The organism is Erwinia sp. S43, assembly GCF_016624745.1.
GTDB classification, from domain to species: domain Bacteria; phylum Pseudomonadota; class Gammaproteobacteria; order Enterobacterales; family Enterobacteriaceae; genus Erwinia; species Erwinia coffeiphila.
Window position 1 is genome coordinate 385,588 of record NZ_JACVTX010000002.1, and the last position, 15,777, is coordinate 401,364.

Sequence of the window (15,777 nt, forward strand, 5' to 3'; positions counted from 1 at the left end):
CCCTGTAAGGAGCTATGATGACGTTTAAAATGAAAACGCTGATTGAGGCGCTGTTTGTTGGCGGGCTGGTTCTGAGTGCCATTCCGGCCGCCTCTGCGGCGGAAAAAGCGATCGCCACCGATCTGGAACCGCTGCACCACGTGATTATGGAAAACCAGTACGTCACCGTGATGCGGGTAATGATCCGTCCGGGACAATCCACCGAGTTTCACGAGCAGCACCTGGATTACGTGAACACCCACGTCAGCGGCAGCATGGTGCACATCTCGTACCCGGATCATCCGGCCAAAGATCACTGGATGAAGACCGGCGACGTGAAGTTTGGCCAGCATCAGGGAAAATCGGATGAGGACAAGGTCAGCAATACCGACAACACCCTCAATCATCAGGTGTCGTTTGAGATTAAACAAAATGGCCCGCAGAACTTTGGCGGTGCCACGCGCCCGGACAGCCCGCTGTTCCATCCGGTACTGGATGAGAAAACGGTGAAGGGCTGGAAGGTTCGGCTACAGCCGGGTGAAGTGGCACCGCAGTATGAGCAGCACGGGCCGGGAGTGAGAGTGTTCTTTACCGAAGGGCGTTTACTGCTGGCGGAGCCGGGTAAACCGAACCGCGTTAAGGAGATCTGGGTGCATCGTGGTGATGCGTTCCTCACCGGGGCGGGCCAGGTGGAACTCACCAACGGCGGTGAAACGCCGCTGGAGTTTAACGATTACGAACTGCTGTAAAATCTGCGAACGGCGTAACCGTCATACGCTTGCTGCGACGGTTACGCCCCTCCCCTGCCCTGCCGGGCAAAAAACTACAGCACGCTGGCGAGAAACTCGCGTAGACGCGGATGCTGTGGACTGTCCAGCAGCGTGCGCGCATCCCCGCTTTCGACAATCGCGCCGTTATCCATAAACACGATGTTATCCGCCACTTCGCGGGCAAAACCGATCTCATGGGTGACCACCACCATGGTGATGCCCGAGTGCGCCAGCTGTTTCATCACCTGTAGCACTTCGCCCACCAGTTCCGGGTCCAGCGCCGAGGTCGGCTCATCAAACAGCATCACACCCGGTTCCATGGCCAGCGCACGGGCAATCGCCACACGCTGCTGCTGACCGCCGGAAAGCTCACGCGGCCAGGCGCTGACGCGATGTGCCAGCCCGACCTGATCGAGCAGCTTCAGCGCACGCGCTTCCACTACCGTGCGTTTCTCCTTGCGGATACGCAGCGGCGCGTCCATCACGTTTTGCAGCACGGTACGGTGCGGGAACAGGTTGAACTGCTGAAACACCATGCCGATGCTCTGCCGTTGCAGGGCTACCTGATGCTCCGCCAGCTCAACCAGATGCTGGCCTTTGCGGCGATAGCCAACCAGCGCTTCGCCGACGTGGATAGTGCCGGCATCGAGTTTTTCCAGATGGTTAATGCAGCGCAGCAGCGTCGATTTCCCCGAGCCGGACGGCCCGAGGATCACCGTTACCGATCCTGCGGCGATATCCAGATTGATATCGTGCAGCACCGTTTTGCCGGAAAACTGTTTGCGGATGCCGCGCAGTCGGATGGGTTCACTCATGACTGGTGCTCCTCTACGTTTGCCGTGCGGCGGAACCAGCTGCGTTTCACCGGTGCGTTGCCGCGGCTGAACCAGGCTTCAACATAGTACTGGCCGACGGACAGCACCGAGGTCATCAGTAAATACCAGCCGGTGGCCACCAGCAGCAGCGGGATCACCTCGTAGGTGCGCTGATAGATAATCTGCGCCGAGTAGAGCACGTCCTGCAGGGCAATCACCGACACCACGGCGGTGGTTTTCAGCTGACCGATCACTTCATTACCGGCAGGCGGCAGAATGGTACGCATCGCCTGCGGCAGTACCGTCTGACGGAAAATCTGCCCCGGACGATAGCCCAGCGCTTTCGCCGCTTCCAGCTGGCCCGGATTCACGCTCTGAATACCGGCGCGGATGATCTCCGCCGCATAGGCCGACTGGTGCATCACCAGCGCAATCACCGCCGCGCTGAACGGGCTGATGATTTCATTAGTGGTGGCGGTCCACACTTCGCCGACAAACGGCAGAGAGAGCGACAGCTTCGGATAGAGCGCGGCGATGTTGTACCACAGGAACAGCTGAACCAGCATCGGCACCGCGCGGAAAAACCAGGTATAGACCCAGCTGACCCACGCCAGCACCGGGTTGGCAGAGAGGCGCATCAGCGCCAGAATCGTCCCGCCCGCGAAACCAAACAGCACCGAGATCACCGTCAGCTTGATGGTCATCAGCACGCCGCTGATAATCGACGCTTCCGTCAGATTTTCCGCCACCACGTCCCATTCGAAACGGGGATTGCTGACCACCGACGATCCCATCAGCGCCACCAGCAGCAGTACGATCAGAGCGCTGAACCAGCGCCCGTAGTGACGATGCCCGACTATCCGCAGGCCTGCGCTGTCTTCGTCAGGCCGCAGACTCATTTGGCGATCTCTTCATTCAGACCGGCGCTTTTCACCGCGCCAAAACCGATTTCCCACTTATCGAGGATCTGCTGATAAGTACCGTCCGCGATCAGCGAGTTCAGTGCTGCCTGAACCGGTTTTTCCAGTGGCGATTCTTTCGGCAGGGCAATCGACACGATGGTGTCTTCGATGGTGATCTCGCCCGCCAGCGCCAGCGCTTTCACGTGGCTGGCCTGATAGCGCAGGCCTTCATACGGGCCGAAGAACATCGGCACGCGGCCGCTGATCACCGCCTGCACGCCCGCCGGGCGATCCGGGAAGATCGGGATGGTGATTTCCGGTTTACCATCGGCTTTACAGGCATCGCTCGCCTGCTGCAGGCGCGTCACCTGCGAGGTGCCCGCACCGGCACCGACGGTTTTACCGCACAGTTCCTGGAAGGTGTTAAACGGCCCCAGTTCAGCATCCTTACGCGAAATCAGCGCCAGCTTGGAGGCGTTGTAATAGCCGACGAAATCCACCTGCTGCAAACGCTTTTTATTGGCGTCGATATTAGACGCGGCCAGATCGTAACGCCCGGACTTCAGGCCAGGAATGATGTTGTCAAAGCCGCCGGTATCGCGCCAGTGAACCGCAATCCCCAGACGATCGGCCACCGCGCTGACGATGTCGATTTCGCGCCCGGCGAGGGTTTTATTATCCGCCTGATAGAAGGTGGTCGGCGGCGTGTTCGGGTTGGTACCCGCGACGATAAAGCCTTTCTTCAGGATATCGGCGGGCAGCGTGGCGTGCAGGGCAGCATCCGCCTTTGGCTTGACGCTGCTGCTGAAGGCCACGTCCTGGTCTGCGGCCAGCGCAGAGGTCAGTGGGAAGAGGCTCAGAACGGCGGCGGTCAGTAATGTTTTTTTCATGGTTTATTCCTTCTCAGTCGCCAGTGTGGGCACGGCAGCAAAATTTTCTTCCGGCGACGGCAGGCCGAGGTTTTCACGCAGGGTAGAGAACTGGTATTCGGTACGGAACAGGCCACGGCGCTGAAGTTCAGGCACCACCAGCTCCACAAACAGCTCCAGCTGGTTTGGAAGCACGGCTGGCATGATGTTGAAGCCGTCCGCCCCTTCCTGCTCCAGCCACTGCTGGAAGTCATCAGCGATATCAGACGCCGTACCGACAATCACGCGGTGACCGCGCGAACCGGCCGCTACGGCGGCCAGCTGGCGCAGGGTCAGATTTTCACGCGCGGCGAGTTCGGTCAGCAGCTTAACGCGGCTCTGGCCGCCTTCGGTTCCGCCAATCTCCGGCACCGGGCCATCCAGCGGATAAGCGGTCATATCCACGCCGAAACGCGCCGACAGCTGTTCGATGCCGTTATCAATATCCACCAGTTCGTTCAGCTGGTTCCAGGTTTCCTGCGCTTCTTCGCGGGTACGGCCGACGATCGGCATCACGCCCGGCAGGATCAGCAGATGGTCCGGGTGACGACCGGCTTCACGCACGAACTGTTTCTGGCTACGGTAGAAGGCCTGGCCCTCTTCCAGCGATGCCGCGGCGGTAAACACCACTTCGGCGGTTTCTGCCGCCAGTTTCTGCCCGGCAGGGGATGAACCGGCTTCGATGATCACCGGGCGTCCCTGCGGTGAACGGGCGATGTTCAGCGGGCCCTGCACCTGGAAGTATCTGCCTTTGTGGTTCGCGGCATGAATTTTGGCTTCGTCAGAGTAACGGCCTGTATCCTTCTCGCGCACGATAGCGCCCTCTTCCCAGCCGTTCCACAGCTTGAAGGTGACATCGAGGAATTCGCGGGCAATGTCGTAACGCTCTGCGTGTGAAGGCAGATCGGTGCGGCTGAAGTTGCGTGCCGCATCGGTAGAGAACGAGGTCACCACGTTCCACGCACCGCGTCCACGGCTGATATGGTCGACGGAGGACAGCGCGCGCGCAAGGTGGAACGGCTCATCGAAGGTGGTGGAGGCGGTCGCCGCCAGGCCGATGTGTTTCGTCTGCACCGCCAGCGCGGAGAGCAGCGTCAGCGGCTCCAGGCGCGACATAGTCGACGGCAGGCGGTGAACGCTGGTGGCCAGCGCATCGCCGACGAAGAACATATCAAAACGGCCCTCTTCGCCTTTTTTGGCGATCCAGGTGAACCAGTCCACGTCGGTCGGCGAGCCTTTAGCGCCTTCTGCGCGCCAGCCACCTACATGGTGGCCCAGCGCCTGGACAAACAGGCCGAGGCGCAGCTGGCGTGATGCGGTTTTTTCTACGGACATGAGAAACCCTTATTCGTTATTTGCTGAGCAATGAAATGAGACGATGCAGTGCGGCGTCGCTGCCAAGCTGTGCATCGTTAAACACGCCCTGCGCCAGAAGCGCAGGCAGCGCGCTGAGACTGTTGCGGAGTTTTGCCTCCACGTCGGTATAGGCGGCAGCGGTTTCCTGCCGGGTGACGCAGTGGCTGAGCTGGCTGCCATCGTTAAGAAACAGCGTCACACGATGGAAACGGCGATCGGGGTCCAGCTCATCGGCAGGTGCCGTCGGGTCCGGGTGGCGACTGACGCGCGCCGCCAGTTCGGCGATATCGGCCTTTACCGGCGCTTCGGTGTAGTTTTCCAGCGCCACCGATCCGTTGATCAGTGCATCGGCAATGACATACTCCAGGCTGAAGCGCGCTTCCACGCCGTTTTTCGGTGCGATGATATTCGGCGCGGTATCGGCCCCCGGAGGGAAGCTGACCTCAATGTGGTCAATGATCTGAGCGACAGCGCCCTGCCCTCTTTCCTCCAGCTGCTGACGCAAAACGAACGCCGCTTCAGCCGCACTGTGCGTGCCGCCGCAGGTGGGATAGCGTTTAAATTCCAGGCCCGGCGCGATAATGCGCCACGGATTGCCCCACTCCGCCAGCAGCTGTTCCGGCTGTGCGGCATCGAAACCCAGGATCTGCAGGAAGCTTTCCAGCACGCCATCCGGCTGACCGCCAAAACCAGCCTGAGCCAGCTGCACGCTGTTCACCGCGCTGCGCGCCGACAGTCCGGCGTGCAGCGGCTTTGCCGCAGAGCCAAACTGGCTGCGTAAACCGGAAGCCTGAGTAACCGCCAGGCCGAGGGCAATCTGCGTGGTGCGGACGCTCAGGTTCAGCAGGCGACAGGCCGCACCGGCGGCGGCAATGGTGCCGAGGGTACCGGTGCTGTGGAAACCGGCGCTGTAGTGCCGAGTGCCGATGGCTTTACCCAGTCTGCCCGCCAGCTCGACGCCCACCACATAGGCATCGAGGAAGGCATCAATACTCACCGTCGGGGAGGCCTTGCTCAGCGCCAGCAGCGTTGACAGCACGACCGTGGTCGGATGGCCACGAAAAGCAGGATGATAGTCGTCGAAATCCAGCGCGTGGCTGATGTAGCCCAGCTGCAGAGCCAGGTTTTCCTTTGAATGCAGCGCGGGGAAGACCCGGATAACCGGCTCAAGTCCGCTGTCGACCACGCTGCCGTACAGTACCGGGAACAGGCAGGCAAAATAATCCTTCGCGCCTTCACGGGCGTTTTGCCGCTCCGCGTCTCCGGGATGGCGGGAGAGAAGCGTTTCGGCCAGCAGTGCGGTCAGTGAGTTATTCAAAATACACCTTTCTTAACACTGTATTGACATAAATCAATATGTTATAAATTAGCTCCATTTTCTTTGCTTCACCGCACCACAGCCAATAACCAACCGTTATAACCCATTCCTAAATGAACTAAGCAGAAAGCCCGTAATGGCTATCTTTTTACGATTATTCACTCTATATAGCGGTACTGCTATAAATTCGCTTTATCGCATCACTGCTATAATGTGTACTCACCCACAGCAGGATGAGTGCGAATGAAAATCAGAACGCCCGCCGACTTTGGCATCGTTATCCGCAGTGTTCGCAGTGCACAGGGCATCAACCAGCAGCATCTGGCCGAGATCTGTGGCACCACGCAGTCGGCTATTTCCCGCCTGGAAAAAACCGGGGTGTGTCATATTGATACCCTGCTGCGAGCCTGCAATGCATTACATCTGCAGCTGGAGATTTTTCCCCAGTCGGCCAGGCTGAGTGAAAAAAGCGTGGCCGCTGACTTGTAAATGACGCTGGCTGCTCTTATATAGAAAGGCTGATAAACGGGGATTTCCCTGAAGGAGTAAAATAATGGCAACTGAATACGCAACTATCGCAGGCGGCTGTTTCTGGTGTACCGAAGCCGTGTTTAAACAGATCGCTGGCGTCGAATCTATTGAGAGCGGCTATATTGGCGGCCATACGGTCGACCCGACCTATCGTCAGGTGTGCAATGGCGACACCGGCCATGCCGAAGCCATCCGTATTGGCTTTGACCCGCAGCAGATCAGCTATGGCGATTTGCTGGATATCAGCTTTGCCACACACGATCCAACCCAGCTGAACCGCCAGGGTAACGATATCGGCACGCAGTATCGTTCTGCTATCTTCCCGACGAACCCGGCTCAGGAAGAAGAAGCCCGCGCCGCGATTGTCCGTGCGCAGGCCGATCACAGCGATCCCATCGTCACCACGATTGAAGATGACGCGCCATGGTATCCGGCAGAGGATTATCATCAGGACTACTGGGCCGGTGAAGGCCAGGAAAACCGCTACTGCCTGGCCGTGATCCCGCCTAAGCTGCAAAAATTACGTAAGCGCTTTGCGGCGAAAACTATCTCCGGTTGAGTTCCTACTCAGCACCGGTAGCAGCATCAGCCAGTTTCCGGCGGGTGCTGCGCCATGAAACAAATGCCAGCCCCGCCCCCAGTAGTGACAACAGCGCCAAAATAACCATGACCCAGCTGTAACCGGTTTCCGTTCCCAGTCGTTGATAGATCTGCGTGGCGATCGTTAAACCCAGCGCCCCGCCAAGATTGTGCAGCGTCCATGAAATCCCTATTCCCTGACCGTGCAACGCCTCAGGCAGCGCAGCCAGTGCGGCAGCAACGGATGGCCCGAGGATTGCGCCCCAGCCCGCGCCCATCAGCACAAAGGCCACAACGGTCATCGAGAGCGACGGCGGTGCGGATAATCGACTTTGCAAAATCCCCGACAATGCCAGCATAACAAATCCCGCCGCCAGCACCGGCCACGGGCCGAAGCGGTCGCTTAACTTTCCCGTCAGCGGTGAGACCAGTGCCATCACCAGCGTCACCGGCAGCAGCATCACGCCCAGCTGCGCCGCGCTCAGTGAATACAGTTCCAGCAGCTTAAACGGCATCAGCAGGAAGGCAGAGCAGTAGAACACTGCCAGCAGAATGGAAAGCCCGCAGGCGCGGCGGAACAGTCGATTCCTGAGAACACCCAGCTGAATGAGAGGACTGGTAGCCCGGCGCTCATAGCGGTTAAACAGCAACAGCGATATGAGTGAGACCGCCAGCAGCAGCAACGAAGCAGGGCTGAACAGCCCCCAGTGACTGATATAGACCGTCAGCAACAGGAGCGGGAGCAGTACGCCGATCAGCATTATCCAGCCCGGATAATCGACAGACTGGGTTTTCGAACCCGGCTTCACGGCTATCTTTCCTAAACAGCAAAAATAACTGAACGCCATCAGTGGAACATTGATCAGAAACACCGCCCGCCAGCCCAGCAGCTCAACCAGCCCGCCGCCCGCAACCAGCCCGCCGCCCGCAACCGGCCCTAGCGTCAGACCCAATCCGTTGGCGGCAAACAGCAGACCCAGCGCCCGCCCGCGCTGTGATTCTGCTATCGACTCAACCAGTATCGCCGCCGTTGCGGTATACAGCACCGCGCAACCGGCTCCCTGAATCAACCGGCTGACGACCAGCATCGGCAGACTGACTGCCAGCCCGGCACTCAGTGAAGCCAGGGTGAACAACAGCATGCCGCCGTACAGCACTTCGCGTTTCCCATAGCGATCGGCCAGTCTGGTGGCCAGTACCATACAGCAGCAGAGCGCAATCACGAACAGCGTCATCACCCACTGCACACCGTCAAGCCCGGCAGGGAAATGCTGCTGGATGGCGGGCAGAGCGGTATTAACAATAGTGAAGTCAAGACAGCCGGCGAAGCTGGCGATGCAGATCCCGGTGATTAATCCAATCTGTTGTCGGGGCGTATGGTTTATTCGATCGGTCATTGTGCGTTCCTGTGAAGCGAAATCGGTCAGCACAAGGTTAACGTGTATTTTTTTCGCCATCTGCGCTGATAATTCGTCATACTGGCGAATTGATGTCGTCCATAACCCAGAGGTGACCATGATCCCCGGAGACAGACTCAGTGGTATCAGGGCGTTTGTACAGGCGGCACAGGCGGGCGGATTCAGCCTGGCGGCAGAGCAGCTTGGTCAGTCGCGGTCCACGGTAGGCAAGGCAATAGCCCGGCTCGAAGCGCGATTGCAGGTTAAGCTCTTTTTACGCACCACGCGCACGCTGTCGTTAACCAGCGAGGGTCAGCGATTTTATCAGGACTGTCTGCGTATCCTTGCCGATCTTGATGCCGCAGAAAACCGACTCACCGCGCACGCCTCCGTCCCCACCGGCTGCCTGCGGGTCGCCGCTCCGCCGCTGTTTGGCGAGAAGCAGGTGATGCCGCTGCTGCTGCCGCTGACGCGTCGCTGGCCCGGACTCACGCTTGATATGCACTTTTCCACCCGGCGAGTGGACCTTGCAGAATCGGGAATCGATCTGGCTGTGCGCATCGGCAGCCCCGGTCATCACAGCGATCTCACTTCCCGCCAGCTTGGGGTACAGCAGATGCAGCTGTGTGCCTCACCGGACTATCTTCAGGCCTCTGGCATACCGGCCTCGCTCAGCGAACTGGCAAAACATCGGCATATTACGCTGCCGGAGCAGGGACGTACCCAGTCGTGGATCCTAAAAGACAGCGACGGAAAACCGTTCTGGTGGCAGCCCGAAGAGGGCCTGCGGTTTAGCACGCTGAGCGCAGTTTACCGTGCGGTACTGGACGGATACGGGATTGCGCAGCTGCCGCAGTGGCTGGTCGGTGAACATATCCGTGATGGTGAACTGATTGAGCTGCTTCCGCAGAGCCAGGCTCAAGGGCTACCCATCTCTGCGGTATGGTTAAAAACCGCCGCAATGCCACAGCGTCTACGGCTGGCGATCGATACGCTGGTCGCCGGTTTTAGCCCGTGCTGAGCGGGCAATATCATTCCCGCCTGGCGGGTATCCAAAGCAGAATAAGTCTCTCGCTCTGAGCCGGTGTGAATGGTAGCGTCACTGTCATTTATGACAAGGAGTGAATATGACGACTGCATCTTCCCGTCCGGTGGCGATTGTCACCGGAGCTACCAGTGGTATCGGCCTGGCCATCGCGCGCGATCTGGCAACCGACCATCAGGTTTACGCCATCGGGCGCTCGGCTGAAGCGCTGGCTGAGCTACAGCAAATCCAGCATATCGAAGCCGTAGAGCTGGACCTTCTCGATAATCAGGCTCTGAAAAACTTTACCGATCGCCTGTCATCTGTTGCCGTACTGGTTCATTCAGCGGCGATTTCGGAAAGGCTGAGCGTGGAGCAGGCCACTCCCGAGCAGTGGCAGAAACAGTTTTCTATCAACCTTTTTGCCCCTGCAGAACTGACCCGACTGGCATTGCCTTTGCTGCGAAAAGAGCAGGGCCAGGTGGTGTTTATCAATTCAGGTTCCGGCACGCTGGCACTCGCCGGGCACGCGGTCTATTCGGCCAGTAAATTTGCATTGAATGCCCTGGCCCATGCCCTGCGCACTGAAGAGAGCGAAAACGGCGTGCGCGTTGCGACAGTGTCACCAGGCCCGACCGACACCCCAATGAACCGCAAAAGCCGCGAGCGTGCCGGTGATTTTGCCGCTATCGATCCCCTGGCTTACAGCACGCCGGAATCCGTTGCGGCGGCGGTTCGTCTGGTGGTTGACGTTTCAGAAGACACTCAGATTGCAGACGTGGTTGTCAGACCGCGTCGCGATAGTGCTAAACGCTAGTCAACAGAGGAGGATTCGTGAATCTGTTTAACCTCAGCCGGGAACTGAAGCGCCATATTCGCTTTAGCTACTGGAACGAACTGTGCGCTCTCAACCCTTAAAAGCCAGCCGGATATTGCCCCCTGCTTAGCCACGACAACCTCTCAGGCAGGAGGCAGTTCCGGTTGGTTTAACCTACTTCCGGTTCTCTTTTTTATCTTCTTTCTTCGGCATAATACCTCCTGCGATCGCAAACTTATCCCTCCAGCTCCTCAGCTCCTCAGCTCCTCAGCTCTTCAGCTCTTCAGCTCTTCAGCTCCTCAGCTCCTCAGCTCCTCAGCTCCTCAGCTCCTCAGCTCCTCAGTATGTTCGCTCAACCCGCTCAATTTACTATGCACGCTAGTGCTTTTTTAACGTTAATATTTCCATCCTTCGGAGCTTGCAAGGGGGTACATTTATCAATGCGGGAAGAGTTCTGAGCGGCATAAGATAAGCCATGGCGTAATACGATTTACTCGTTTACTGGAGCTATACGCTTACTCAGTCAGGCAGTTAATTTTTATGTTTTTACATGCAAGAACTTATAATTAAATCTGCGCCTGAATCCTTACGCTTGATGCTCAATTCTTGGTTTTCGATACTTAGTACCTCAATATTAAAAACCTGATACCTGATACCTGATACTCAGCTCTATCTTCTTTGTTCTTTGAGGTTTGAGGTTTGAGGTTTGAGGTTTGAGGTTTGAGGCAGTGAAATCATGGAGATTTCACCGTGAAATTCAAAGTGAAATTCCTTTAAAAACAGCAAATTAATAGTGAAATCGATGGGGAGAAAGGCGTGAAATTCAATGACGGGAAATCAGTAGAAACACCCTGCATCATTGACCCTCTCTGGAGTTGCCGATGCAGGGAAGAATGAAAATCAGTTCTTCAAATGCTTAGCCAGTACCGCAGCGATGGCGCTGTCTATCGCACTCTGCAGATCGGTTGGCAGGCGATTGAACTCATAGCTAAAGGTGCGTCCACGCGTCTTTTTACGCGCATAGCGGTTCTTGTCGCTGAAGTCCCACAGCGGCGTGGTGATAACCTTATCCTTCTCCGGGGTCATCACCAGTAAGGCTGCTTCCTTTCTGATTTCCGCGATGATTTTATTCTTCACTTCATCTTCAGCCAGAGATGTCTGAGCGCGGATGTTTTCTACCGCACTGCCAATATTATCCAGCAGTTCGGGTATGGAAATATCCATGGTGGCCAGCATCTCTTCCGCAGCCAGCAGGTTCTTGTAATCGCCGTAGGTCAGCTCAGACTGCACCGGGAAAATGGACAGCAGCTCAGCAGAAACGCTGGCAGCCTGCAGTGCACGGGTCACTTTTGCCTGTGACAGGTTCTCATCCTCGGCGATCTCTTTCTGAGTCAGTCCACTTTCCTTCAGCGCCAGCAGACGAAGGCCAACTTCGCGAATGTTGTGTTCGCGCGCGGTCTGAATATCCTGCGCCAGGTTCCGGGCTTCGGCAGCGGTCAGCGGTACATCGGTGACCAGTACATCCAGCCCGACGTTACACAGAATGGCAGATGCACGACGGCGCGATCCATCAAGGATCTCAATCGTCTCACCTTTGCGCACGCCAATCGCCGGGAAAAATTGCTGTAGCCGCAGCGTACGGGTAATTCCTTCAAGGGATTCAGGCGTCAGCGCGGCCTGGTCACGTCCGTTGGTTTCCTGAACCACGAACGTTTTGCTGGCGACATCCGCTGCCGCAACGGTAACGCGGGTAAAAACGGCTTTTTTGCCTGATGACAGCGTAAATATCTGTTTGACCGGTTCTGCTTGCGGTTCGCTGTTTAATACCGGCGCACTGAAGGTGCGCCCGATAGTATTTCGTTTAATGTTCATCAGGCACCTCAGTTAATGCGAATAAATTCAATGCGATCAAAGACCGCTTTGGCGAAGTCTTCGGCTGCGGCACGGGCATTTTTTAACGCCTCGCTGCTGCCGATGTAGGTCGCCGGGTTGGCAGAAATAACGGTATCGAAGGATTCGCCGCAGCGTTCGAAGCCATCAAGGCGGGGAAGGGCAACGTCCAGCATATCGCCGCCGAAAATCTCTTTTGCCAGGCTATGACAAACTTTGTGATCCGGTTTGTTAGACAGTTTGGACATAAAACCAATATTGCCGAGCAGGCGACAACCGCAGCCGGAGGATTCAATAATGCTGACCAGCTCTGGCAAACGTGTCAGGTATTTAAGCGTTGAGTGAAAATCAACCTGCGCCGGTGGCACCGGAGTCATTAACAGATCCGCAGCGGCAATGGCATTTTTCAGAAACGCATCAAGATGGGGTCCACTATCAACAAAAATAAAGTCATAATCTGACTTTAATTTGTCGATGACATTTTCCCGCAGAACGGCGTGCGGATTCTGGCCTGGCAGATGTTCACTACACAGACCTTCCCAACCGGAAGCAATGAAAGCATCGTCAATCGAGGCGGGCAGTACATCGACACCGGGCACGACTGAGCTGACGATAAATTCTTCCAGCAGCTCTTCACGGCTGACGTTCTGTAACATCGCCTGTGCGGAAGTGGTTTCCACAATACCCACAGCCCTTGTGTGGTTAAGGAACATGGTAGCTGAAGACTGAGGATCGAGATCGATAACCAGAATGCGCAGATCTTCAAACAGAAGGTGAGGGTGAGCACGCATCGCATGTGCCAGAGAAACGGTGGAGACGGTTTTTGACACGCCGCCTTTCAGGTTGCCGACGAATACGGTCAGCGCTTCTGCATGACGGTCACGGTATTTAGGAACGCCACGGTGCTGATAGATATCCACAATATTCTGGATAGTCATCGCATACTTCGTTGACGATCCTGCAGCGCGTTTGTCAAAAGCATAACCGCTTTCTTCCATTTCACTGACGGCGTAATCAACGTTTGCACGAGTCAGTTTAGGCAGTTTTGCCAGTGCGGCTTTGGCGTAGACCTGAAAGTATTCGTTCTCACGCATTTCTTCTTTCTGTGCCTGAATGTGTTCAGTCAGAGAAGTCAGCATTTTACCTGCCCGCTGGGCGATCTTTTCAGTCTGATGCGAATCCATATTCATCAATGTCTCCACTTATGTAGCTTATCGTCTTAAAATCAATAATCCTACATACGAAGATAATTATCAACATAAAGGTGGCTTTTATCTCTAAATGGATGACTGAAAGAAAAGATCGTTGTTATACTCATATTCACACCAGAACTGTGCATTTTTTCCCCGTTATTCACAGGCCAGATCCAATAATTAGATCCTGAATAGATCATAAATAGATCCAAGAAGATCCCCGCACCCTCACAGCCCTTGTCCTGTCTGGCCTCAGACCCGATCGTTATCCACTGTAAGGAGTAAAATAACCGCTACGGTGAGTAAAACAACCGCTGTAGAGAGTCGGTTAACGGCTGAAGAGAGTAGATCAAAACCACTGTAGTGAGGAAAGGGTAAAAATCACGGTGAATAACTCTGATAAGTCTGTTTTCGTGCAGAAATGCGCCAGTAAAGGGTTGTTAAGTGAGCAGGTAAATCTGGATCGGCAGTTACCGGATCTTTTCCACAGTTTTCAGACCTGAAATAACGTAATTTTATCCACTGCTTAGATCCAGTAACAAGATCCATAAAGAACCTTATAAGAACCATAAAGATCCCTGCATGCGCTCAGGCCGCGCCACACCTGCTCCTGGAGGGGGTTGTTATCCACTGTGGTGAGTAAACTAACCACTGTGATAAGTAATAAAACCTCTGTAGCGAGTAGAACATCCGCTATAGTGAGTGTTAGTATCCACTGTAACCAGTAATCGCGATCCTCGCCTGTGAGTTTACGGAATGTGAAAAATGCCGGATAAAGATCCAGAAAACAAAATGATAGCCGACGCTTTCAGTGAAACGGATAAACGCACCGGCGAAGTTATCAACCTCACGCCTAACACCAACAATACCGTGCAGCCCGTGGCACTGATGCGGCTGGGGCTGTTTGTTCCCACGCTGAAATCCACCGCGCGCGGGCGTAAGAACCAGATGTCGACGATGGACGTCACGGAAGAGTTAAAGCAGCTGTCGATCGTCAAGTCGGAAGGGTATGAGAATATAAAGATCACCGGTGCCCGACTGGATATGGACAACGATTTTAAGACCTGGGTCGGGATCATTCATGCGTTTGCTAAATACAAGGTGCTGGGAGACAGCGTAACGCTGCCGTTCATCGATTTTGCCAAACTCTGTGGGATACCCTCGGTAAGGTCCTCTGCGCGGCTCAGAAGCCGTCTGGATGCGTCTCTGACGCGCATTGCGACCAACACCATTGCTTTCAGTAGCAAGGAAGGGGAGTACTACGTGACTCACCTGGTTCAGTCGGCGAAGTACAGCACCAAAAATGACTCGGTAACGCTCCAGGCCGATCCGAAGATCTTTGAGCTGTATCAGTTTGATAAAAAGGTGCTGCTGCAGCTCAGGGCGATCAATGAACTTTCGCGTAAAGAGTCCGCGCAGGCACTCTATACGTTTATTGAAAGCCTGCCGCCGTCACCGGCACCGATCTCTATGGCCCGCCTGCGGGCAAGGCTGAATCTGACCTCGCGAACGATCACGCAGAATGCCACGGTGCGTAAGGCGATGGAGCAGCTGAAAGAAATTGGCTACCTCGACTATACCGAAGTGAAGCGCGGCAAGGTGGTGTACTTTGTTATCCACTACAGACGGCCAAAGCTGCGCCCGGCGGACATCCCGCTCAGTCTGCCTGACATTGGCGAAGACGAGTTTGATGACATCCCGGACAGCACAGAGAAAGAAGGGGAGATGGTGATGCTCTCCCGTGAAGAGCTGGAGCTGCTGGAGAAGATCCGCAAGGGCCGCAAATCCTGATTAATTAACCACTGTAGAGAGAAGATCGTCAATTCACTATCCACTGTAGTGAGTGATCTTCCTCCCTCCCATCAATAATCACCACTGTAGAGAGTAGGGTAACCACTGTAATGAGTGGCGTTACTCTCTACAGTGGTTATTCCGCGCCGCCCTGGTGACCACTAACCTGTAATGCCTTGTTATATGGCATGTTAGTGATTACTAACATTTAAGTATCCACCTCTTTAAACCCACTTTATTTCGCCGTTACTCACCACAGTGGATAGTGCTCTCACCACAGTGGTTATCTACTCGTTGCAGTGGTTACCACTCTCTATAGTGGTTAATACTCTCCACAGTGGTTATTTCAGCGGACTTCTCTCTACAGTGGATATTCAAAGTGGATCCTCTCACTACAGTGGTTGTTGAAAGGATCTTTGGGCGGGATCGCTTTTGGTATTAAAAAAACAGCCCGGAATCGGCTCCGGGCTGTTTTTCAGGATGGGAAGGATCGTAGCGCTGTCATCG

Annotated in this window: 14 protein-coding genes; 6 read left to right on the forward strand and 8 right to left on the reverse strand. The window is 55.6% G+C overall.

Annotated elements, in window-relative coordinates:
* Positions 1 to 14 precede the first annotated feature (14 nt).
* Positions 15 to 728, forward strand: coding sequence for a hypothetical protein (locus IBT47_RS03990; protein ID WP_234471685.1), 714 nt, complete (start codon positions 15 to 17; stop codon positions 726 to 728).
* A 74-nt stretch (positions 729 to 802) separates the two neighbouring features.
* Here IBT47_RS03990 and IBT47_RS03995 read toward each other — a convergent pair whose 3' ends face one another.
* The 5 genes from IBT47_RS03995 to IBT47_RS04015 are packed head-to-tail and all read right to left on the reverse strand — an operon-like array spanning position 803 to position 6,048.
* Complete coding sequence (locus IBT47_RS03995) at positions 803 to 1,564, reverse strand: amino acid ABC transporter ATP-binding protein (protein WP_200559253.1); 762 nt, start codon at positions 1,562 to 1,564, stop codon at positions 803 to 805.
* On the reverse strand, positions 1,561 to 2,463 hold the full coding sequence (locus IBT47_RS04000; protein ID WP_200559254.1) for an amino acid ABC transporter permease: 903 nt from the start codon (positions 2,461 to 2,463) through the stop codon (positions 1,561 to 1,563). Before IBT47_RS04000 ends, IBT47_RS03995 begins: the two co-directional genes overlap by 4 nt.
* Complete coding sequence (locus IBT47_RS04005; RefSeq protein ID WP_105591672.1) at positions 2,460 to 3,356, reverse strand: ABC transporter substrate-binding protein; 897 nt, start codon at positions 3,354 to 3,356, stop codon at positions 2,460 to 2,462. The genes IBT47_RS04000 and IBT47_RS04005 overlap by 4 nt, the downstream gene beginning before the upstream one ends.
* A 3-nt stretch (positions 3,357 to 3,359) precedes the next feature.
* Positions 3,360 to 4,709, reverse strand: coding sequence for an LLM class flavin-dependent oxidoreductase (locus tag IBT47_RS04010; RefSeq protein ID WP_200559255.1), 1,350 nt, complete (start codon positions 4,707 to 4,709; stop codon positions 3,360 to 3,362).
* Between the two features lie 16 nt (positions 4,710 to 4,725).
* The gene (locus IBT47_RS04015) at positions 4,726 to 6,048 is read right to left on the reverse strand and encodes an MmgE/PrpD family protein (protein WP_200559256.1); all 1,323 of its coding nucleotides are present in this window, start codon (positions 6,046 to 6,048) and stop codon (positions 4,726 to 4,728) included.
* A gap of 243 nt (positions 6,049 to 6,291) precedes the next feature.
* Here IBT47_RS04015 and IBT47_RS04020 point away from each other — a divergent pair, with 243 nt between their 5' ends.
* On the forward strand, positions 6,292 to 6,537 hold the full coding sequence (locus IBT47_RS04020; protein ID WP_105591675.1) for a helix-turn-helix domain-containing protein: 246 nt from the start codon (positions 6,292 to 6,294) through the stop codon (positions 6,535 to 6,537).
* 64 nt (positions 6,538 to 6,601) lie between these two features.
* A complete protein-coding gene (gene msrA / locus IBT47_RS04025) occupies positions 6,602 to 7,138 on the forward strand; it encodes a peptide-methionine (S)-S-oxide reductase MsrA (RefSeq protein WP_105591676.1) in 537 nt (178 codons plus the stop codon).
* A 4-nt stretch (positions 7,139 to 7,142) separates the two neighbouring features.
* Here the strand turns inward: msrA and IBT47_RS04030 are convergent, their stop codons facing one another.
* Positions 7,143 to 8,555 carry an MFS transporter gene (locus IBT47_RS04030; protein WP_200559257.1) on the reverse strand — a complete coding sequence of 471 codons (1,413 nt, stop codon included), beginning with the start codon at positions 8,553 to 8,555 and terminating at the stop codon, positions 7,143 to 7,145.
* Between the two features lie 118 nt (positions 8,556 to 8,673).
* Here IBT47_RS04030 and IBT47_RS04035 point away from each other — a divergent pair, with 118 nt between their 5' ends.
* Both IBT47_RS04035 and IBT47_RS04040 read left to right on the forward strand, forming a co-directional pair.
* Complete coding sequence (locus IBT47_RS04035) at positions 8,674 to 9,576, forward strand: LysR family transcriptional regulator (RefSeq protein ID WP_200559258.1); 903 nt, start codon at positions 8,674 to 8,676, stop codon at positions 9,574 to 9,576.
* Positions 9,577 to 9,682: 106 nt separating this feature from the next.
* On the forward strand, positions 9,683 to 10,396 hold the full coding sequence (locus IBT47_RS04040; protein ID WP_200559259.1) for an SDR family oxidoreductase: 714 nt from the start codon (positions 9,683 to 9,685) through the stop codon (positions 10,394 to 10,396).
* Positions 10,397 to 11,296: 900 nt separating this feature from the next.
* Here the strand turns inward: IBT47_RS04040 and IBT47_RS04045 are convergent.
* Together IBT47_RS04045 and IBT47_RS04050 are read right to left on the reverse strand one after the other, a co-directional pair.
* On the reverse strand, positions 11,297 to 12,268 hold the full coding sequence (locus tag IBT47_RS04045) for a ParB family protein (RefSeq protein WP_200559260.1): 972 nt from the start codon (positions 12,266 to 12,268) through the stop codon (positions 11,297 to 11,299).
* An 8-nt stretch (positions 12,269 to 12,276) separates the two neighbouring features.
* Positions 12,277 to 13,470: an AAA family ATPase gene (locus IBT47_RS04050; protein WP_200559394.1), complete on the reverse strand. Its 1,194-nt coding sequence runs from the start codon at positions 13,468 to 13,470 to the stop codon at positions 12,277 to 12,279.
* Between the two features lie 774 nt (positions 13,471 to 14,244).
* Between IBT47_RS04050 and IBT47_RS04055 the strand changes: the two genes are divergently transcribed.
* The gene (locus IBT47_RS04055) at positions 14,245 to 15,270 is read left to right on the forward strand and encodes a RepB family plasmid replication initiator protein (protein ID WP_105591681.1); all 1,026 of its coding nucleotides are present in this window, start codon (positions 14,245 to 14,247) and stop codon (positions 15,268 to 15,270) included.
* Positions 15,271 to 15,777: the final 507 nt, after the last annotated feature.